19 protein-coding genes are annotated in these 19176 nt (G+C 70.4%); 10 read left to right on the plus strand and 9 right to left on the minus strand.

The genetic code is table 11. The annotated features are described in order from the left end of the window. Positions 1–20: 20 nt before the first annotated feature. The 5 genes from pgl to tkt are packed head-to-tail and all read right to left on the minus strand — an operon-like array spanning position 21 to position 6582. Complete coding sequence (gene pgl / locus ACWCXC_RS22630) at positions 21–806, minus strand: 6-phosphogluconolactonase (RefSeq protein ID WP_450890370.1); 786 nt, start codon at positions 804–806, stop codon at positions 21–23. Next, entirely contained in the window at positions 803–1807 is a 1005-nt protein-coding gene (gene opcA / locus ACWCXC_RS22635; protein ID WP_450890371.1) for a glucose-6-phosphate dehydrogenase assembly protein OpcA, read from the minus strand. Before opcA ends, pgl begins: the two co-directional genes overlap by 4 nt. Next, positions 1804–3336 carry a glucose-6-phosphate dehydrogenase gene (gene zwf, locus ACWCXC_RS22640; protein WP_450685381.1) on the minus strand — a complete coding sequence of 511 codons (1533 nt, stop codon included), beginning with the start codon at positions 3334–3336 and terminating at the stop codon, positions 1804–1806. The genes opcA and zwf overlap by 4 nt, the downstream gene beginning before the upstream one ends. A 5-nt stretch (positions 3337–3341) precedes the next feature. Then, positions 3342–4460, minus strand: coding sequence for a transaldolase (gene tal, locus ACWCXC_RS22645; protein WP_450685380.1), 1119 nt, complete (start codon positions 4458–4460; stop codon positions 3342–3344). Positions 4461–4494: 34 nt separating this feature from the next. Beyond that, positions 4495–6582 carry a transketolase gene (tkt, locus tag ACWCXC_RS22650; protein ID WP_450685379.1) on the minus strand — a complete coding sequence of 696 codons (2088 nt, stop codon included), beginning with the start codon at positions 6580–6582 and terminating at the stop codon, positions 4495–4497. 469 nt (positions 6583–7051) lie between these two features. Between tkt and ACWCXC_RS22655 the strand changes: the two genes are divergently transcribed. Continuing rightward, positions 7052–8005 (plus strand): heme o synthase, encoded by a 954-nt coding sequence (locus tag ACWCXC_RS22655; protein ID WP_450685378.1) that lies wholly within the window; start codon positions 7052–7054, stop codon positions 8003–8005. A 96-nt stretch (positions 8006–8101) separates the two neighbouring features. Then, complete coding sequence (locus ACWCXC_RS22660; RefSeq protein ID WP_450685377.1) at positions 8102–8458, plus strand: hypothetical protein; 357 nt, start codon at positions 8102–8104, stop codon at positions 8456–8458. An 89-nt stretch (positions 8459–8547) separates the two neighbouring features. Here ACWCXC_RS22660 and ACWCXC_RS22665 read toward each other — a convergent pair whose 3' ends face one another. The 3 genes from ACWCXC_RS22665 to ACWCXC_RS22675 form a co-directional block, all read right to left on the minus strand. Then, the gene (locus ACWCXC_RS22665; protein ID WP_450890372.1) at positions 8548–9561 is read right to left on the minus strand and encodes a COX15/CtaA family protein; all 1014 of its coding nucleotides are present in this window, start codon (positions 9559–9561) and stop codon (positions 8548–8550) included. A gap of 75 nt (positions 9562–9636) precedes the next feature. Then, on the minus strand, positions 9637–10404 hold the full coding sequence (locus ACWCXC_RS22670; RefSeq protein WP_450685551.1) for an ABC transporter permease: 768 nt from the start codon (positions 10402–10404) through the stop codon (positions 9637–9639). Next, complete coding sequence (locus ACWCXC_RS22675; protein WP_450685552.1) at positions 10401–11348, minus strand: ABC transporter ATP-binding protein; 948 nt, start codon at positions 11346–11348, stop codon at positions 10401–10403. The genes ACWCXC_RS22670 and ACWCXC_RS22675 overlap by 4 nt, the downstream gene beginning before the upstream one ends. A gap of 137 nt (positions 11349–11485) precedes the next feature. On the opposite strand from ACWCXC_RS22675, the gene ACWCXC_RS22680 reads away from it, so the two are divergent. The 8 genes from ACWCXC_RS22680 (at position 11486) to ACWCXC_RS22715 (ending at position 18053) form a co-directional block, all read left to right on the plus strand. Continuing rightward, positions 11486–12226 (plus strand): helix-turn-helix transcriptional regulator, encoded by a 741-nt coding sequence (locus tag ACWCXC_RS22680; RefSeq protein ID WP_383649676.1) that lies wholly within the window; start codon positions 11486–11488, stop codon positions 12224–12226. Then, positions 12223–13644, plus strand: a complete 1422-nt coding sequence (gene sufB, locus ACWCXC_RS22685; RefSeq protein WP_450685553.1) for a Fe-S cluster assembly protein SufB — start codon at positions 12223–12225, stop codon at positions 13642–13644. The genes ACWCXC_RS22680 and sufB overlap by 4 nt, the downstream gene beginning before the upstream one ends. Positions 13645–13717: 73 nt before the next feature. Next, complete coding sequence (gene sufD, locus ACWCXC_RS22690; RefSeq protein ID WP_450890373.1) at positions 13718–14899, plus strand: Fe-S cluster assembly protein SufD; 1182 nt, start codon at positions 13718–13720, stop codon at positions 14897–14899. Continuing rightward, entirely contained in the window at positions 14899–15216 is a 318-nt protein-coding gene (locus tag ACWCXC_RS22695) for a bifunctional 3-phenylpropionate/cinnamic acid dioxygenase ferredoxin subunit (RefSeq protein WP_383649665.1), read from the plus strand. Before sufD ends, ACWCXC_RS22695 begins: the two co-directional genes overlap by 1 nt. A 7-nt stretch (positions 15217–15223) precedes the next feature. Next, positions 15224–15988 (plus strand): Fe-S cluster assembly ATPase SufC, encoded by a 765-nt coding sequence (sufC, locus tag ACWCXC_RS22700; RefSeq protein ID WP_450685556.1) that lies wholly within the window; start codon positions 15224–15226, stop codon positions 15986–15988. Next, on the plus strand, positions 15985–17241 hold the full coding sequence (locus tag ACWCXC_RS22705; protein ID WP_450685557.1) for a cysteine desulfurase: 1257 nt from the start codon (positions 15985–15987) through the stop codon (positions 17239–17241). Before sufC ends, ACWCXC_RS22705 begins: the two co-directional genes overlap by 4 nt. A 21-nt stretch (positions 17242–17262) precedes the next feature. After that, positions 17263–17718 carry a Fe-S cluster assembly sulfur transfer protein SufU gene (sufU, locus tag ACWCXC_RS22710; protein WP_383649652.1) on the plus strand — a complete coding sequence of 152 codons (456 nt, stop codon included), beginning with the start codon at positions 17263–17265 and terminating at the stop codon, positions 17716–17718. Then, on the plus strand, positions 17715–18053 hold the full coding sequence (locus tag ACWCXC_RS22715) for a metal-sulfur cluster assembly factor (RefSeq protein WP_450685558.1): 339 nt from the start codon (positions 17715–17717) through the stop codon (positions 18051–18053). The genes sufU and ACWCXC_RS22715 overlap by 4 nt, the downstream gene beginning before the upstream one ends. A 66-nt stretch (positions 18054–18119) precedes the next feature. Here ACWCXC_RS22715 and ACWCXC_RS22720 read toward each other — a convergent pair whose 3' ends face one another. Then, on the minus strand, positions 18120–19121 hold the full coding sequence (locus tag ACWCXC_RS22720) for a hypothetical protein (protein WP_450685559.1): 1002 nt from the start codon (positions 19119–19121) through the stop codon (positions 18120–18122). Positions 19122–19176 lie beyond the last annotated feature (55 nt).

The following is a 19176-nucleotide window of genomic DNA, read 5'->3' on the forward strand; positions in this document are numbered from 1 at the left end:
GCCTCGGTTCTGACGCGACGTCAGGCGGACGCCGGAGGATACAGGGCACGCGGCAGCCGGGAGGCCGCCGCCGCGTCCAGCAGCCACAGGGTGCGGCTGCGGCCGTACGCGCCGGCCGCCGGGGCCTGGATCTCCCCGGCCCCCGACAGCGCGATCTCCGCGGCCTCCGCCTTGTCCTCGCCCGCCGCCAGCAACCACACCTCGCGCGCCGCCCGGATGGCGGGCAGCGTCATCGAGACCCGGAGGGGCGGCGGCTTGGGCGCGCCGTGCACCCCGACGACGGTGCGCTCGGTCTCCCGGACACCCGGCAGCTCGGGGAAGAGCGAGGCGACATGCGTGTCGGGGCCGACGCCCAGCATCAGCACGTCGAAGACCGGCACCGGGCCGTGGTCCACCGGACCGGCCGCGGCGGCCAGTTCGGCGGCGTACGCGGCGGCCGCCGCGTCGACGTCCGTGCCGTGCGGACCGTCCGACGCGGGCATCGCGTGCACCCGCGCCGGATCCAGCGGCACCGAGTCCAGCAGGGCCGCGCGGGCCTGCGTGACATTGCGCTCCGGATCGCCCTCCGGCAGGAACCGCTCGTCGCCCCACCACAGGTCGAGCCGAGACCAGTCGATCGCGTCCCGGGCGGGCGCGGCGGCGAGCGCGGCCAGCAGGCCGTTGCCGTTGCGCCCGCCGGTGAGCACCACCGAGGCCTCGCCGCGCGCGGACTGGGCGTCCACGATCCTGGTGATCAGCCGGGCGGCGGCGGCCTGGGCCATCAGCTCCTTGTCGCGGTGCACGACGAGCTGCGGGACGACGGTCACTTCGCCGCCGCCTTCTTCGCGGGCGCGGCCTTCTTAGCGGCCGGCGCCGACGCGGCCGCCGCCTTCGGCTTCGCCGTCTCGCCGAGCCGCTCCACGCCGAACTTCACCGTGGAGGCGTAGGTGTTGTCCGGGTCGAGCCGGCGCAGCTCCTCGGCCAGCAGCTCCGCCGTCTCCCGGCGCTTGAGCGCCACCGCGCGGTCCGGCTGCCCCACCATGGAGAGCGTGGCCAGCGAACCGTCGGCCCGGTCGAGCACGATCGTGCCGGACTCGGTCTCCATCTTCACGGCCGTCAGACCCGGACCGCCGGACATGGTCCGCTCGACCGGGACCTGGAGCCGGTCCGCCAGCCACATGGCCAGCAGCTCGCAGCTCGGGTTCTCCGACTCGCCCTCGACCGTCGCCGAGACGACCCGCACCGCCTGCTGGTCCAGGGCCGCCGCCAGCATGGAGCGCCAGGGGGTGATCCGGGTCCAGGCCAGATCGGTGTCGCCCGGGGTGTACGACCGGGCGCGCACCGCCAGTTCGTCGCTCGGGTGCTCCGCCGAGTAGGCGTCGGTGATCCGGCGCTGGGCGAGCGCGCCCAGCGGGTCCTTCGCCGGATCGGCCGGGGCGCCCTCGGGCCACCAGACGACGACCGGGGCGTCCGGCAGCAGCAGCGGAAGGACCACCGACTGGGCGTGGTTGGCCAGCTCGCCGTGGAGCCGGAGCACCACGGTCTCGCCGGTGCCCGCGTCCGAGCCGACCCGGACCTCGGCGTCCAGCCGGGCGTCGCGCCGGTTGCGCGGCGAGCGGCTGACCCGCTTGATCACCGCGATGATCCGCGAGGGGTGCTCGCGCGAGGCGTCGCCGGCCGACTTGAGCGCGTCGTACGCGTTCTCCTCGTCGGTGACGATGACCAGCGTGAGGACCATGCCGATCGCCGGGGTGCCGATCGCCCGGCGGGCCGAGACCAGCGCCTGGTTGATCTTGCTGGACGTGGTTTCCGTGAGGTCGATCTTCATGGCCGGCGCCAGCTCCGTCCGTCTCGTGCGAGCATCTCGTCCGCCTCGGCCGGGCCCCAGGTGCCCGCCGGGTACTGCGCGGGCTTTCCGTGCTTGTCCCAGTACTGCTCGATCGGGTCGAGGATGTTCCAGGAGAGTTCGACCTCCTGGTGGCGCGGGAAGAGGTTGGCGTCGCCGAGCAGCACATCGAGGATGAGCCGCTCGTACGCCTCCGGGCTGGACTCGGTGAAGGACTCGCCGTAGGCGAAGTCCATCGTCACGTCCCGGACCTCCATCGAGGTGCCCGGCACCTTGGAGCCGAAGCGCACGGTCACACCCTCGTCCGGCTGGACCCGGATGACCAGCGCGTTGCCGCCCAGCTCCTCCGTGGCCCCGGACTCGAACGGGAGGTACGGGGCGCGCTTGAAGACGACCGCGATCTCCGTGACCCGGCGGCCGAGCCGCTTGCCGGTCCGCAGGTAGAACGGCACGCCGGCCCAGCGGCGGTTGTTGACCGTCAGCTTGATCGCGGCGAAGGTGTCGGTCTTCGACTTGGGGTCGATCCCGTCCTCCTCCAGATAGCCGAGGACCTCCTCGCCGCCCTGCCAGGCGTGCGCGTACTGGCCGCGCACCGTGTGCTTGCCCAGATCGTCCGGGAGCTCCACGGCCGTGAGGACCTTGAGCTTCTCGGCCACCAGCGCCTTCGGGTGGAAGGAGCCGGGCTCCTCCATCGCGGTCAGCGCCAGCAGCTGGAGCAGGTGGTTCTGGATGACGTCGCGCGCGGCGCCGATGCCGTCGTAGTAGCCGGCCCGGCCCCCGATGCCGATGTCCTCGGCCATCGTGATCTGCACGTGGTCGACGTAGCTCCGGTTCCAGATCGGCTCGAACATCGTGTTGGCGAACCGCAGCGCCAGGATGTTCTGGACCGTCTCCTTGCCCAGGTAGTGGTCGATCCGGAAGACCTCGTTGGGCGGGAAGACGTCGTGCACGAGCTGATTCAGCTCCTGCGCGCTCTTCAGGTCGTGGCCGAAGGGCTTCTCGATGACGGCGCGCCGCCAGGAACCCTCCTTCTGGTCCGCCAGCCCGTGCTTCTTGAGCTGCTGGACGACCTTGGGGAAGAACTTCGGCGGCACGGAGAGGTAGAAGGCGAAGTTGCCGCCCGTCCCCTGCGCCTGGTCCAGCTCCTGGATGGTCGCCTTCAGGGTCTCGAAGGCGGCGTCGTCGTCGAAGGTGCCCTGGACGAAGCGCATCCCCTGGATGAGCTGCTGCCAGACCTCCTCGCGGAACTCCGTACGGGCGTGCTGCTTGACGGCGTCGTGGACCTCCTGGGCGAAGTCCTCGTCCTGCCATTCGCGGCGCGCGAAACCGATGAGGGAGAAGCCCGGCGGCAGCAGACCGCGGTTGGCCAGGTCATAGACGGCGGGCATCAGCTTTTTACGGGACAAATCGCCCGTGACGCCAAAGATGACCAGGCCCGACGGCCCCGCGATGCGCGGGAGCCGTCGGTCCTGGGCGTCACGGAGCGGGTTGGCTCCGGGAACACCAGACAAAGTGGTCAGCCCTCCGAAGGGGCGAGGCGCTTGAGCTCCGCCTCGGTCGAGTTGAGCAGGTCGATCCAGGCCGCCTCGAACTTCTCGACGCCCTCGTCCTCCAGCAGCTGGACGACGTCGTCGTACGAGATGCCCAGCTTGCCCACGGCATCCAGCTCGGCGCGGGCCTGCTCGTAGGTGCCGGCGATCGTGTTGCCCGTGATCTGCCCGTGGTCCGCGGTGGCGTCCAGGGTGGCCTCGGGCATCGTGTTCACCGTGCCCGGGGCGACCAGGTCGTCCACGTACAGGGTGTCCTTGTAGGCGGGGTCCTTCACGCCCGTGGAGGCCCAGAGCGGACGCTGCTTGTTGGCGTGCGCCTTGTCCAGCGCGGCCCAGCGGTCCGAGGCGAAGACCTCCTCGTACGCCTGGTACGCCAGCCGGGCGTTGGCGAGCGCCGCCTTGCCCTTGAGCGCCTTGGCCTCGTCGGTGCCGATGCCGTCCAGCCGCTTGTCGATCTCGGTGTCCACCCGGGACACGAAGAACGAGGCCACCGAGTGGATCTTGGAGAGGTCCAGGCCCGCGGCCTTCGCCTTCTCCAGGCCCGCCAGGTAGGCGTCCATGACGGCGCGGTAGCGCTCCAGCGAGAAGATCAGCGTGACGTTGACGCTGATGCCCCTGCCGATGACCTCGGTGATCGCCGGCAGACCGGCCTTCGTCGCGGGGATCTTGATGAGCGTGTTGGGCCGGTCCACCAGCCAGGCCAGCTGCTTGGCCTCGGCGACCGTGGCGTCCGTGCGGTGCGCCAGACGCGGGTCGACCTCGATGGAGACCCGGCCGTCCTGGCCGTCCGTCGCGTCGAAGACGGGGCGCAGGATGTCGGCGGCGTCGCGGACGTCCGCCGTCGTGATCATCCGGATGGCCTCGTCCACGGTGACCTTGCGGGTCGCGAGGTCGGCCAGCTGCTGCTCGTAACCGTCGCCGTGCGAGATCGCCTTCTGGAAGATCGACGGGTTGGTCGTGACACCCACGACGTGGCTCTGGTCGATCAGCTCGGCCAGGTTGCCCGAGGTGATCCGCTTGCGCGACAGGTCGTCGAGCCAGATCGCCACGCCCTCGTCGGAGAGGCGCTTGAGTGCGTCTGTCATGAGAATTGCATCTCCTACTAGTCGTATAGAGGCGTCAGCGCTGGGCGGCGGCGAGGGATTCCCGGGCGGCGGCCGCGACGGCCTCACCGGTGAAGCCGAACTCGCGGAACAGCACGCCCGCGTCCGCCGAGGCGCCGAAGTGCTCCAGCGAGACGATCCGGCCGGCGTCCCCGACGTACCGGTACCAGGTCAGGCCGATGCCCGCCTCGACGGCGACCCGGGCCCTCACGGACGGCGGAAGCACGCTGTCCTTGTACGCCTGGTCCTGCTCCTCGAACCACTCGACCGACGGCATCGACACCACGCGGGTCGGGATGCCCGCGGCCTGCAGCTCCTCGCGCGCCTCGACGGCGAGGTGCACCTCGGAGCCGGTGCCGATCAGCACGACCTGCGGCTCTCCGCCCTCGGCGTCCAGGAGCACGTAGCCGCCCTTGGCCGCGTCCTCGTTCAGCGGGTACGTCGGCACGCCCTGGCGGGTCAGCGCCAGACCGTGCGGGGCGCCCTTGCCGAACACCTTGGTGTAGCGGCGCAGGATCTCGCGCCAGGCGACGGAGGTCTCGTTGGCGTCGGCCGGACGGACCACGTTCAGCCCCGGGATGGCGCGCAGCGAGGCCAGGTGCTCCACCGGCTGGTGGGTCGGACCGTCCTCGCCCAGGCCGATCGAGTCGTGCGTCCACACGTACGTCACCGGCAGGTGCATCAGCGCGGAGAGCCGCACCGCGTTGCGCATGTAGTCGGAGAACACCAGGAAGGTGCCGCCGTAGACGCGGGTGTTGCCGTGCAGCGCGATGCCGTTCATGGCGGCGGCCATGGCGTGCTCGCGGATGCCGAAGTGGATCGTGCGGCCGTACGGGTCGGCCTCCGGCAGCGGGTTGCCCGCGGGGAGGAACGACGAGGTCTTGTCGATCGTCGTGTTGTTCGAGCCGGCCAGGTCGGCGGAGCCGCCCCACAGCTCGGGCACGATCTCGCCGAGCGCCTGGAGGACCTTGCCGGAGGCGGCGCGGGTGGCGACGCCCTTGCCCGGCTCGAAGACCGGGAGCTTGTCCTCCCAGCCCTCGGGCAGCTCGCCCGCGGCGATCCTGTCGAACTCGGCGGCGCGCTCCGGGTTGGCGGTGCGCCACGCGGCGAAGGTCTTCTCCCACTCGCCCCTGGCCTCGCGGCCCCGGTCCAGCGCCCGGCGGGTGTGCGCGATGACCTCGTCGGCCACCTCGAAGCTCTTCTCCGGGTCGAAGCCCAGCACCCGCTTGGTCGCGGCGACCTCGTCGGCGCCGAGCGCGGAGCCGTGGGCCGCCTCGGTGTTCTGGGCGTTCGGCGCGGGCCAGGCGATGATCGAGCGGGCCGCGATGAACGACGGGCGCTCCGTCTCGGCCTTGGCGGCCAGCAGCGCCCGGTAGAGGCCCGCCGGGTCCAGGTCGCCGCTGGGCAGCTGGTCGACGCGCTGGACGTGCCAGCCGTACGCCTCGTAGCGCTTCAGGGTGTCCTCGGAGACCGCGGTCTCCGTGTCGCCCTCGATCGAGATGTGGTTGTCGTCCCAGAGCAGGACCAGGTTGCCCAGCTTCTGGTGCCCGGCCAGCGAGGACGCCTCCGCGGAGATGCCCTCCTGGAGGCAGCCGTCACCCGCGACGACCCACACCATGTGGTCGAACGGCGAGGTGCCGGGGGCCGCGTCCGGGTCGAAGAGACCGCGCTCGTAGCGGGCGGCCATGGCCATGCCCACCGCGTTGGCGACACCCTGGCCCAGCGGGCCGGTCGTCGTCTCCACGCCGGTGGTGTGGCCGTACTCCGGATGCCCGGGGGTCTTCGAGCCCCAGGTGCGGAAGGCCTTCAGGTCGTCGAGCTCCAGGCCGTAGCCGGCCAGGTAGAGCTGGATGTAGAGGGTCAGGCTGCTGTGGCCCGCCGAGAGCACGAACCGGTCGCGGCCGGTCCACTCCGCGTCGGCGGGGTCGTGCCGCATCACCTTCTGGAAGATGGTGTACGCGGCGGGAGCCAGGCTCATGGCCGTACCCGGGTGGCCGTTTCCGACCTTCTGTACGGCGTCCGCGGCGAGTACGCGGACGGTGTCCACGGCCCGCTGGTCCAATTCGGTCCACTGGAGGTCTGTGGTGGTCGGCTTGGTGCTCACCCTGAGTCAGGGCTCCTCTCCACTGTTGTAAACCGGTGGCTGTGACCGCACCGGGCGTAGTCGAGCCTACCCCCGTCGGGACCCGCGATTTCCGGGTACTTCCAGGGTGCGGGCGGCCCGCCGGATCCGCCTCCCGTATGAGCGGAGAGGCTCACCGATGGGCCCTCTCCGATGAGCGCGGAAGCCCACTCCTGAGGCCTCCGACGAGCGTGTACGCGCACACCTGCGCCCCTCCGCCGGGCGCGTCGGGAGCGCCCCGCGCGAGCCGCCGCGCCCGGGTGGGCGGGCGTCCCTTCCGCAGGGGTGTGCGAACGCGCGCGCACCCGCCCGGGCGCGGCGCCGCGCGCCACATCAACACGACCCCACCCCCGCGAAGGACGGCCTGTCCCCAACGTCTACAGTGGTCGGGTTCGCGCAAGTCTTTACCGGGCCCTCACACCCGGAGCTTGCTGGGATTTCTCTGTCAGGGGTGTGCGTGACGGCCGTCGAGTCCCGACCCGCAGGGGTCGCCTTGACTCCGAGCCCAGGGGGCCATCGCCCGTTCGGGGCCCGGGTCAAGGCCTTCGTGGCACTGACCAAGCCTCGGATCATCGAGCTGTTGCTGATCACCACTGTTCCGGTGATGTTCCTGGCCGCTCAGGGTGTACCCGACCTGTGGCTCGTGCTCACAACCACGATCGGCGGCTATCTGTCCGCCGGTGGTGCCAATGCGCTGAACATGTACATCGACCGCGACATCGACGCGCTGATGGACCGCACGTCGCAGCGCCCGCTGGTCACCGGCATGGTGTCGCCGCGCGAGTGCCTGGCGTTCGGCATCACGCTCGCGGTGGTCTCGACGGTCTGGTTCGGCCTGCTGGTCAACTGGCTGTCGGCGGCCCTGTCGCTCGGTGCCCTGCTCTTCTACGTCGTCGTCTACACGATGCTGCTGAAGCGCCGCACCGCGCAGAACATCGTCTGGGGCGGCATCGCCGGCTGCATGCCCGTCCTCATCGGCTGGTCGGCCGTCACCGACTCGATGTCCTGGGCCGCGGTGATCCTCTTCGCCGTCATCTTCTTCTGGACGCCGCCGCACTACTGGCCGCTCTCCATGAAGGTCAAGGACGACTACGCCCGCGTCGGCGTCCCGATGCTCCCGGTCCTCGCCTCCAACCGGGTGGTGGCCCGCCAGATCGTCGCCTACAGCTGGGTGATGGTCGCCGTCTCGCTGCTGCTGACCCCGCTGGGCTACACCGGCTGGTTCTACACCGCGGTGGCCCTGCTCACCGGCGGCTTCTGGCTCTGGGAGGCGCACGCGCTGCTCAGCCGGGCCAAGGCCGGAGTGACGGGCGCCAAGCTCAAGGAGATGCGGCTGTTCCACTGGTCGATCACCTACGTCTCGCTGCTGTTCGTGGCCGTGGCCGTGGACCCCTTCCTGCGGTAGCCGCGACGGTCGACTCCGCCGACGGGCGGGGAGCGTGGCCCACGCCACGCTCCCCGCCCGTCGCACGTTGATCTACCGCTCGGTAGCATCCTGTTCATGGCAGAGACGGCTGAGACCCAGCAGGTGGACGGCAGGCAGGCGGCGCGCGCGGAGCGCAGGGCGGCCCGGCTGGCCAAGCAGATCGGCGCCTTCGCGAAGGCGCACGGCGGCGCCGAGGGGCAGCTCGCCTACATCGGTGAGATGGGCACCCGCATCGTCCTGGTGGGCGAGGACGGCGGCTGGGGCGACCTGGTGGCCCCCTCGTACGCGGTCGCCGAGAGCGCCGCGCGGAAGTCCGGCATCACGATGCACGAGTCCTTCGACGGCGAGTTCGCCGCGAAGGTCCGCACGGGCCCCTACGAATGGAGCCGGATGGCCGGCATCCAGGTCGGCGGCCCCTCCAACGAGGCCTGAGACACCACAACGCGTTCGGGGCTTCCGTACGGGCGGCACAGCCGCCGTACGGAAGCCCCGAACGCGTTGGTGCGCGGGTCTCCCCGGGATCAGCCCGTCGTCGCGGGCTCGGGCCGCTCGGCCGCCGGGCCGGGCAGCGGCGCCGCGCCCACCGGACGCTCGCGCAGCGACAGCACGACGCGCACGACCCCGATCCACACCAGACACGAGCCGAACATGTGCAGACCGACCAGGATCTCGGGCGTGTCGGTGAAGTACTGCACATAGCCGATGACGCCCTGGGAGAGCAGGACCAGGAACAGGTCCCGGGTCCGGTGCAGCGGCCCCACGGGCGCGTCCACGGCCTTCAGGACGAACCAGAGCGCCACGGTCAGCGCCACCACGACCCAGGCCAGGTCCGCATGCAGCTGGGCGATCATCTTCCAGTCGATCGGGATGCGGTGCACATCGCTGGAGTCACCGGCGTGCCGCCCGGCGCCCGTGACCACCGTGCCGACCGCCACCAGCAGACCGGCGGCCACCGTCAGCAGCCGGGTGAGCTGCGCGACCGCCTTGCCGACCAGCGGACGCGGCGCCTCGTCGCCCTCCTGGATCCGCTGCCACATCACCACGGCGATGGTCAGCAGCGCCGTGGAGAGCAGGAAGTGGGCCGCGACCGTGTACGGGTTCAGACCGACCAGGACCACGATGCCGCCGAGCACGGCGTTGCCCATGACCACCCAGAACTGCGCCCAGCCCAGCCGGGTCACGCTCCGCCGCCACGGCTTCGCGGCGCGGGCGGCGATGATCGCCCAGCCCACCGCCGCGCACAGCACGTACGTCAGCATCCGGTTGCCGAACTCGATCGCCCCGTGGAAGCCCATCGCGCTGGTCGTGGTCAGGCTCTCGTCGGTGCACTTGGGCCAGGTCGGGCAGCCGAGGCCGGAGCCCGTCAGCCGGACGGCCCCGCCGGTGACGACGATGACGACCGACATGACGACGGCCGTCATCGCGGCACGACGGACCGTACGCGGCGTCGGCGTCCAGCGTTCGGCGATGTAGAGGAGCGGATTCCGCGCGGCTTGAGCGACTTCGGCTCGGGTCAGCTTGGGCACGCGCACCATCGTAGGCGGCGGCTTGTGCAAGCTTTCACGAGGGGGACGAGTTACCCCAATCGCCTACGGAGCGCTGCCGCGGGCTCACTCCCAGCGGAAGAACCGGGCCGCCGCGCCCAGCCCCAGCACCGCCCAGACGGCCAGGATCGCGGCGTTCCCCCAGGGCAGCGCCGCCCCGTGCTGGAGCACGTCCCTGAGACCGTCGGAGAGCGCCGAGATCGGCAGCAGCTCCAGCACCGGGCGCACCGCCCCGGGGAACTTGTCCAGCGGCACGATCACGCCCCCGCCGACCAGCAGCAGCAGGAAGACCAGATTGGCGGCGGCCAGCGTCGCCTCCGCCCTCAGCGTGCCGGCCATCAGCAGCCCCAGACCGGAGAACGCGGCCGTCCCCAGCACCAGGAGCAGCAGCACCGCGAACGGGTTGCCGTGCGGCGACCAGCCGAGCGCCAGGGCGACCGCGGTGAGCAGCACCACCTGGAGCACCTCGGTCACCAGCACCGCGAGGGTCTTCGAGGTCATCAGCGCCCAGCGGGGGAGCGGCGAGGCGGCGAGCCGCTTGAGCACCCCGTACCGCCGCTCGAAACCGGTGGCGATGGCCTGGCCGGTGAAAGCGGTGGACATCACCGCGAGGGCCAGGACGCCGGGGGCCAGGAAGTCCACGGCATCGCCCGCGCCGGTGTCCACCACGTCGACGGCGCTGAACAGCACCAGCAGCAGGGTCGGGATGATCACCGTCAGCAGCAGCTGCTCGCCGTTGCGCAGCAGCATCCGGGTCTCCAGCGCGGTCTGCGCGGCGATCATGCGGGTCAGCGGGGCGGCGCCCGGCCGGGGGGCGTACGTACCGGCGCTCATGCGCGCAGCTCCTTGCCGGTCAGTTCGAGGAAGACGTCCTCCAGGGTGTGGCGCTCCACGGAGATGCCGGAGGGCATCACCCCGTGCTGCGCGCACCAGGAGGTGACGGTGGCCAGCAGTTGCGGGTCGACGCCGCCGGTGATGCGGTACGCGCCGGTGGCGAGCTCGGCCGCCTCGGTGCCGTCGGGCAGTGCCTTGAGCAGGGAGCCGAGGTCGAGCCCGGGGCGCCCGGTGAAGCGGAGGGTGTTCTCGGCGCCGCCGCGGCACAGGGCCTCGGGGCTGCCCTGGGCGACGATGCGTCCGGCGTCGATGATGGCGACGTCGTCGGCCAGCTCCTCGGCCTCGTCCATGAAGTGGGTGGTGAGGATCACGGAGACCCCGTCGGCGCGCAGCTCCCGGACCAGCTCCCAGGTGGAGCGGCGGGCCTGCGGGTCGAGACCGGCGGTGGGCTCGTCGAGGAAGACCAGTTCCGGGCGGCCGACGACGGCCATGGCCAGGGCGAGCCGCTGCTGCTGGCCGCCGGAGAGCCTGCGGTAGGTGGTGCGGCCGCAGCCGCCGAGGCCGAGCCGTTCGATCAGGGCGTCCACGTCGAGCGGGTGGGCGTGCAGTTTCGCCATGTGGCGGAGCATCTCGTCGGCGCGGGCGCCGGAGTAGACGCCGCCGGACTGGAGCATCACGCCGATCCGGGGGCGCAGCCGGGCGGCGTCGGCGACCGGGTCGAGGCCGAGGACCCGGACCGTGCCGGCGTCGGGGCGGCGGTAGCCCTCGCAGGTCTCGACGGTGGTGGTCTTCCCGGCCCCGTTGGGGCCGAGGACGGCGGTGACCGTGCCGGCCGCGACGTCCAGGTCGAGGCCGTCGACGGCGGTCTTGGCGCCGTACCGCTTCACCAGGCCGCGGATCTGGACGACCGGGCCGGACGGGGGTGAAACGGGCTCGCTCTTCATGGGCCGCAATTCTAGGCAGCGGCCGGGGGAGGCCCGGCCCGGGGGCCTGGATTAGGTGACCCTAAGTGATGGATTCCACCTTTGATCGTTCCGGACCGTGGTTGTCAAGGCCGGAAGAATTACGCAACAATGGCGTTGTGAAATACACGGGCGAGGCTCCGCAGGAGGAACTCGCGACCGGTGAGCGCTCGACGCGCAACCGGGTCGCGCGCTCCATCCTGGACCACGGCCCGTCCACCGTCGCCGAGCTGGCGATGCGCCTGGGGCTGACCCAGGCGGCCGTCCGTCGCCACCTCGACGCCCTCGTCTCGGACGATGTCGTCGAACCGCGCGAGCAGCGGATCTACGGGGCGCGGACCCGCGGCCGCCCGGCCAAGGTGTTCGCCCTGACCGACTGCGGCCGGGACGCCTTCGACCAGTCGTACGACGCCCTCGCCGCGGACGCCCTGCGCTGGATCGCCGAGACGGCGGGAGACGCCGCGGTCATGGCCTTCGCCCGCGCCCGGGTCGCCGACCAGTCGGCCGCCTACCGGGCGGCGATCGAGGCCGCGGACCCCGAAGCGCGCACGGAGGCGTTGGCCAAGGCCTTGTCCGCCGACGGGTACGCTGCTACGGCGCGCAGCGCGCCGGCCCCGCAGCAGGGCGAGCAGCTGTGCCAGCACCACTGCCCGGTCGCCCATGTCGCCGAGCAGTACCCGCAGCTGTGCGAGGCGGAGACGGAGATCTTCTCCAGCCTCCTGGGGACCCATGTGCAGCGTCTCGCCACCATCGCCCATGGCGACGGGGTGTGTACGACGTACATTCCGCGCAGCGGACACCCCACCCCACAGACCACCGATTCAGCATCTGCAAGCACAGCCGGGAGGAACCCCGCATGACGCTCCCCACGGAGACTGCCCACCCTGAGCTCGATGGCCTGGGCACGTACGAATTCGGCTGGGCCGACTCCGACGAGGCAGGCGCGGCGGCCAAGCGCGGCCTCTCCGAGGCCGTCGTCCGCGACATCTCGGAGAAGAAGAACGAGCCGGACTGGATGCTGAAGCTGCGTCTCAAGGGCCTCAAGCTCTTCGAGAAGAAGCCCATGCCCAGCTGGGGCTCGGACCTCAGCGGCATCGACTTCGACAACATCAAGTACTTCGTCCGCTCGACGGAGAAGCAGGCGGAGTCCTGGGAGGACCTGCCCGAGGACATCAAGAACACGTACGACAAGCTCGGCATCCCCGAGGCCGAGAAGCAGCGCCTGGTCGCCGGTGTCGCCGCGCAGTACGAGTCCGAGGTCGTCTACCACCAGATCCGCGAGGACCTGGAGGAGCAGGGCGTCATCTTCCTCGACACCGACACGGCGCTGAAGGAGCACCCCGAGCTCTTCAAGGAGTACTTCGGCACCGTCATCCCCGTCGGTGACAACAAGTTCGCCTCGCTGAACTCGGCCGTGTGGTCCGGCGGCTCGTTCATCTACGTGCCCAAGGGTGTCCACGTCGACATCCCGCTCCAGGCCTACTTCCGTATCAACACGGAGAACATGGGCCAGTTCGAGCGGACGCTGATCATCGTCGACGAGGACGCCTACGTCCACTACGTCGAGGGCTGCACCGCGCCGATCTACTCCTCCGACTCGCTGCACTCCGCGGTCGTCGAGATCATCGTCAAGAAGGGCGGCCGCTGCCGCTACACGACGATCCAGAACTGGTCGAACAACGTCTACAACCTGGTCACCAAGCGCGCCGTGGCCTACGAGGGCGCGACCATGGAGTGGGTCGACGGCAACATCGGCTCCAAGGTCACCATGAAGTACCCGGCCGTCTACCTGATGGGCGAGCACGCCAAGGGCGAGACCCTCTCCATCGCCTTCGCGGGCGAGGGCCAGCACCAGGACGCCGGCGCCAAGATGGTCCACATGGCGCCCAACACCTCCTCCAACATCGTCTCCAAGTCGGTGGCCCGGGGCGGCGGCCGCACCTCGTACCGCGGTCTGATCGAGATCGGCGAGGGCGCGCCGGGCGCGAAGTCCAACGTGCTCTGCGACGCGCTGCTCGTCGACACCGTCTCGCGCTCCGACACCTACCCGTACGTCGACGTCCGCGAGGACGACGTGTCGATGGGCCACGAGGCGACCGTCTCCAAGGTCTCCGAGGACCAGCTCTTCTACCTGATGAGCCGCGGCATGACCGAGTTCGAGGCCATGGCGATGATCGTGCGCGGCTTCGTCGAGCCGATCGCCAAGGAGCTCCCGATGGAGTACGCCCTGGAGCTGAACCGGCTGATCGAGCTGCAGATGGAGGGTTCGGTCGGCTAGGCGGCGTCCCGTACGCAGCCGACCGCACCCCTCCGACACCTGTCCGACCGAGAAAGCGAGCACTACGACAGCCATGGCTGAGGCTCAGAACATTCCTGCGGGGTCCACGACCGCCGGTTCCATCGCGGTGGCCGCCGAGTCGACCGTCGCCACGCGCATGAGCGCGCCGCCGTCCTTCGACGTCGCGGACTTCCCGGTCCCGCACGGCCGCGAGGAGGAGTGGCGGTTCACCCCGCTGGAGCGGCTGCGCGGACTGCACGACGGCACGGCCGTCGCCACCGGCGGCGGAGTGAAGGTCGCCGTCGAGGCCCCCGCGGGCGTCACGGTCGAGACCGTCGGCCGCGACGACGCCCGCCTCGGCAGGGCGGGCACGCCGGTGGACCGGGTCGCCGCCCAGGCGTACTCCTCCTTCGAGCAGGCCACCGTCGTCACGGTCCCCAAGGAGGCCGTGCTCACCGAGCCGATCCGCATCGCGGTGCACGGCGAGGGCGGCGTGGCCTTCGGCCACCAGGTCATCGAGCTGGGCGCCTTCGCCGAGGCCCTCGTCGTCATCGACCACACCGGTGACGCCGTGCTCGCCGCCAACGTCGACTACGTCCTGGGCGACGGGGCCAAGCTCACCGTCGTCTCCGTCCAGGACTGGGACGAGCAGGCGGTCCACGTCGGCCAGCACAACGCGCTGGTCGGCCGCGACGCCTCCTTCAAGTCCGTCGTCGTCACCTTCGGCGGCGACGTCGTCCGCCTCCACCCGCGGATCGCCTACGCGGGCACCGGCGGCGCGGCCGAGCTCTTCGGCCTCTACTTCACCGACCGGGGCCAGCACCAGGAGCACCGCCTCCTGGTCGACCACAACACCCCGCACTGCACCTCCAACGTGGCCTACAAGGGCGCGCTGCAGGGCGACGGCGCCCACGCCGTATGGATCGGAGACGTCCTCATCCAGGCCGCCGCCGAGGGCACCGACACCTACGAGATGAACCGCAACCTGGTCCTCACCGACGGTGCCCGGGTCGACTCCGTGCCCAACCTGGAGATCGAGACCGGCGAGATCGTCGGCGCCGGCCACGCCTCCGCGACCGGCCGCTTCGACGACGAGCAGCTGTTCTACCTCCAGTCCCGCGGTATCCCCGCCGAGGAGGCCCGCCGCCTCGTCGTGCGCGGGTTCTTCGCGGAACTGGTCCAGCAGATCGGACTGCCCGACGTCGAAGCCCGTCTCCTCGACAAGATCGAGGCCGAGCTGAAGGCGTCCGTCTGATGGCCTTCGTCAAGGCGTGCACGCTGAGCGAGCTGGAGGAGGACACCCCCAAGCGGGTGGAACTCGACGGCACGCCGGTCTCCGTCGTCCGCACCGAGGGCGAGGTGTTCGCGATCAACGACATCTGCTCGCACGCGAACGTCTCCCTCTCCGAGGGCGAGGTCGAGGACTGCATGATCGAGTGCTGGCTGCACGGATCGAGCTTCGACCTGCGCACCGGCAAGCCGTCCGGCCTTCCCGCGACGCGCCCCGTCCCCGTATACCCCGTCAAGATCGAAGGGGACGATGTGCTCGTCTCCGTCACCCAGGAGTCCTGAGTCACCCATGGCAACGCTTGAAATCCGCGACCTGCATGTCACCGTCGAGGCCGACAACGCCACGAAGGAGATCCTCAAGGGCGTCGACCTGACCGTGAAGCAGGGCGAGACCCACGCCATCATGGGCCCCAACGGGTCCGGCAAGTCCACCCTCGCGTACTCGCTGGCGGGACACCCCAAGTACACCGTCACCAGCGGCACCGTCACGCTGGACGGCGAGGACGTCCTCGCGATGTCCGTCGACGAGCGCGCCCGCGCCGGCCTGTTCCTCGCCATGCAGTACCCGGTCGAGATCCCCGGCGTCTCCGTCTCCAACTTCCTGCGCACCTCCGCCACCGCCGTCCGCGGCGAGGCCCCCAAGCTGCGCACCTGGGTGAAGGAGGTCAAGGAGACCATGTCCGGCCTCCAGATGGACCCGTCCTTCGCCGAGCGCAACGTCAACGAGGGCTTCTCCGGCGGTGAGAAGAAGCGCCACGAGATCCTTCAGCTGGAGCTCCTCAAGCCGAAGGTCGCCATCCTCGACGAGACCGACTCCGGCCTGGACGTCGACGCCCTGCGCATCGTCTCCGAGGGGGTCAACCGGGTCCGCGAGACCGGCGAGGTCGGCACCCTGCTGATCACCCACTACACCCGGATCCTCCGCTACATCAAGCCCGACTTCGTGCACGTCTTCGCCAACGGCCGTATCGCCGAGTCCGGCGGCGCCGAGCTGGCCGACAAGCTGGAGAACGAGGGCTACGAGGCATACGTGAAGGGCGGCGCAGTAGCGTGACACAACTGCCGGGCCTCCTCGACACCGAGGCGATCCGTAAGGACTTCCCCCTGCTGGACCGCACGGTCCACGACGGGAAGAAGGTCGTCTATCTGGACAGTGCTGCCACCTCGCAGAAGCCGCGCCAGGTGCTCGACGCCCTCAACGAGTACTACGAGCGGCACAACGCCAATGTGCACCGCGGCGTGTACACGATCGCGGAGGAGGCCACGGCGCTGTACGAGGGCGCCCGTGACAAGGTCGCCGCGTTCATCAACGCGCCCAGCCGCAACGAGGTGATCTTCACCAAGAACGCCTCGGAGTCGCTCAACCTCGTGGCCAACATGCTCGGCTGGGCCGACGAGCCCTACCGGGTCGACCACGAGACCGAGATCGTCATTACCGAGATGGAGCACCACTCCAACATCGTGCCGTGGCAGCTGCTCTCGCAGCGCACCGGCGCGAAGCTGAAGTGGTTCGGCATCACGGACGACGGCCGGCTCGACCTCTCCAACATCGACGAGATCATCACCGAGAAGACGAAGATCGTCTCCTTCACGCTGGTCTCGAACATCATGGGCACGATCAACCCGGTCGAGAAGATCGTCCGGCGCGCCCAGGAGGTCGGTGCGCTCGTCTGCGTCGACGCCTCGCAGGCCGCCCCGCACATGGTGCTGGACGTGCAGGCGCTCCAGGCCGACTTCGTGGCCTTCACCGGTCACAAGATGGTCGGCCCGACCGGCATCGGCGTGCTCTGGGGACGGCAGGAGCTCCTGGAGGACCTGCCGCCGTTCCTCGGCGGCGGCGAGATGATCGAGACCGTGTCGATGCACTCGTCGACCTACGCGCCCGCGCCGCACAAGTTCGAGGCCGGGACGCCCCCGATCGCCCAGGCCGTCGGCCTCGGCGCGGCCGTGGACTACCTGACGGCCGTCGGCATGGAGAACATCCACCGCCACGAGCAGGCCATCACCGGATACGCGGTGAAGCGCCTGCTGGAGGTCCCGGACCTCCGGATCATCGGTCCGGCCACCGCGGAGGACCGCGGCGCCACGATCTCCTTCACGCTCGGTGACATCCACCCGCACGACGTGGGCCAGGTCCTCGACGAGCAGGGCATCGCGGTCCGGGTCGGACACCACTGCGCACGACCCGTCTGCCTGAGGTACGGAATTCCTGCGACGACGCGAGCGTCGTTCTATCTGTACTCCACGCCCGCCGAGGTCGACGCCCTGGTGGACGGTCTGGAACACGTCCGGAACTTTTTCGGTTAGACAGCGGCTGAGGGTTGACTGGTGAAGCTTGACTCGATGTACCAGGACGTGATCCTGGACCACTACAAGCACCCCCACGGGCGCGGCCTGCGGGACGGCGACGCGGAGGTGCACCACGTCAATCCGACGTGCGGCGACGAGATCACGCTGCGGGTGCGCTACGACGGGGACACCGTCGCGGACGTCAGCTACGAGGGCCAGGGCTGCTCCATCAGCCAGGCCAGCGCCTCCGTGCTGAACGAGCTGCTGGTCGGCAAGGAGCTGGCCGAGGCGCAGAAGATCCAGGAGGTGTTCCTGGAGCTGATGCAGTCCAAGGGCCAGCTGGAGCCGGACGACGCGATGGAGGAGGTGCTGGAGGACGCGGTCGCGTTCGCCGGCGTCTCCAAGTACCCGGCCCGGGTGAAGTGCGCGCTGCTGAGCTGGATGGCGTGGAAGGACGCGACGGCCAAGGCGCTGTCCGAAGGGAAGACGGCATGAGCGAGAACGAGACCCTGACCACCAAGCCGGCCTCCGAGGAGGAGGTCCGCGAGGCGCTGTACGACGTCGTCGACCCCGAGCTGGGCATCGACGTCGTCAATCTGGGGCTGATCTACGGCATCCACATCGACGACGCCAACATCGCCACCCTCGACATGACCCTGACGTCCGCGGCCTGTCCGCTGACCGATGTCATCGAGGACCAGGCGCGGTCCGCCACCGACGGCATCGTCAACGAACTCCGGATCAACTGGGTCTGGATGCCGCCGTGGGGCCCGGACAAGATCACGGACGACGGCCGCGAGCAGCTCCGCGCGCTGGGCTTCAACGTCTGAGTTCGCCCCGTACGTGTGCGAACGGCCCCCGGCAGCCATGCCGGGGGCCGTTTCGGCACCGCACGCCTACTCGACGTACTGCGGGGGCTCCGCCGCCGCCTCGGCCAGGACCGGGCCGAGGTTCTCCGTACGGATGCGGCGGTCCACGTACAGCAGCCCCGTCACCAGCGGCGGGAACGTGGCCACCACCAGCTGGCTGACCATCTGGCCGAGCAGCAGCGAGGCCGCGTAGCCGCTCATCGCGACCAGGAACGACGCCCGGCTCGGGTCCTCGCCCAGGCCCACCGAGCCGAGCATTCCGGAGAACATCCCGACGAACGTGAACGGCATCTGGATCACATAGCTCGCCACCATGGCCATCACCCCGGCCAGCAGCGTGATCCCGAAGATCCGCCACCAGTCGCCGCGCACCAGACGGAACGAACGGCGCATCGCCTCCACCGGGCGCAGACGCTCGAACACGGCGGCCGACGGGGCCAGACTGAACTTCACCCAGAGCCACAGCGCCAGCGGAGCCGTCGCCACGAAGCCCAGGAAACCGACCACGACCAGGGCCACCGCGCCGCCGCCCCCGTCGATGCTGAACGCGCCGATGATCAGGGCCACGAAGGCCGTCCAGCCGAGCAGTACCGGGACCATGGCGATCAGCCCGGTCAGCAGGACCGTCCCGATCACGGAGGCCACCCGCGACCAGGCCCGCCGCCATATCGCCGAGAACGTCGTCGTACGGCCCAGAACGGCCTCCTGGAGGACCGCCGGCACCGCCGTGTAGGTCAGCGCCGTGGCGAGCACACCGGTGACCAGCGCCACCAGCGCGATCGAGGAGAACGCGACGACGACCGGCACCCAGTCCGCCCGGTCGGCCGAGTCTCCCTCGCGCAGCGCCAGCAGCCGGTCGACATGGTCCGCGACCGCCGAGTACGCGATCAGCGCCCCGGCCGCCATCACGGCCAGCGCCCCGCCGAAGGCGGCCGCCCCGACCCCGAACAACTGCTTGCCGTACCGGCCCAGGGTCGCGAACGCGCCACCGAACACATCACCGACCCGCAGCGGCCCGAGGGGTATCACCCCCGGTTTCGGCACCGTCCAGCCGCCGCCCCAGCCACCCCATCCGGGCGGCCCT

The sequence above is a fragment of the Streptomyces sp. NPDC001515 genome (genome assembly GCF_053597115.1).

Coding starts and splice junctions, on each gene's coding strand:
- ACWCXC_RS22675 (WP_450685552.1), bottom strand. CDS start 11,348: ATGAAGAGCGAGCCCGTTTCACCCCCGTCCGGCCCGGTCGTCCAGATC.
- ACWCXC_RS22695 (WP_383649665.1), top strand. CDS start 14,899: ATGGCCTTCGTCAAGGCGTGCACGCTGAGCGAGCTGGAGGAGGACACC.
- ACWCXC_RS22670 (WP_450685551.1), bottom strand. CDS start 10,404: ATGAGCGCCGGTACGTACGCCCCCCGGCCGGGCGCCGCCCCGCTGACC.
- tal (WP_450685380.1), bottom strand. CDS start 4,460: ATGACAGACGCACTCAAGCGCCTCTCCGACGAGGGCGTGGCGATCTGG.
- opcA (WP_450890371.1), bottom strand. CDS start 1,807: ATGAAGATCGACCTCACGGAAACCACGTCCAGCAAGATCAACCAGGCG.
- ACWCXC_RS22715 (WP_450685558.1), top strand. CDS start 17,715: ATGAGCGAGAACGAGACCCTGACCACCAAGCCGGCCTCCGAGGAGGAG.
- ACWCXC_RS22665 (WP_450890372.1), bottom strand. CDS start 9,561: ATGGTGCGCGTGCCCAAGCTGACCCGAGCCGAAGTCGCTCAAGCCGCG.
- sufD (WP_450890373.1), top strand. CDS start 13,718: ATGGCTGAGGCTCAGAACATTCCTGCGGGGTCCACGACCGCCGGTTCC.
- ACWCXC_RS22660 (WP_450685377.1), top strand. CDS start 8,102: ATGGCAGAGACGGCTGAGACCCAGCAGGTGGACGGCAGGCAGGCGGCG.
- sufC (WP_450685556.1), top strand. CDS start 15,224: ATGGCAACGCTTGAAATCCGCGACCTGCATGTCACCGTCGAGGCCGAC.
- sufB (WP_450685553.1), top strand. CDS start 12,223: ATGACGCTCCCCACGGAGACTGCCCACCCTGAGCTCGATGGCCTGGGC.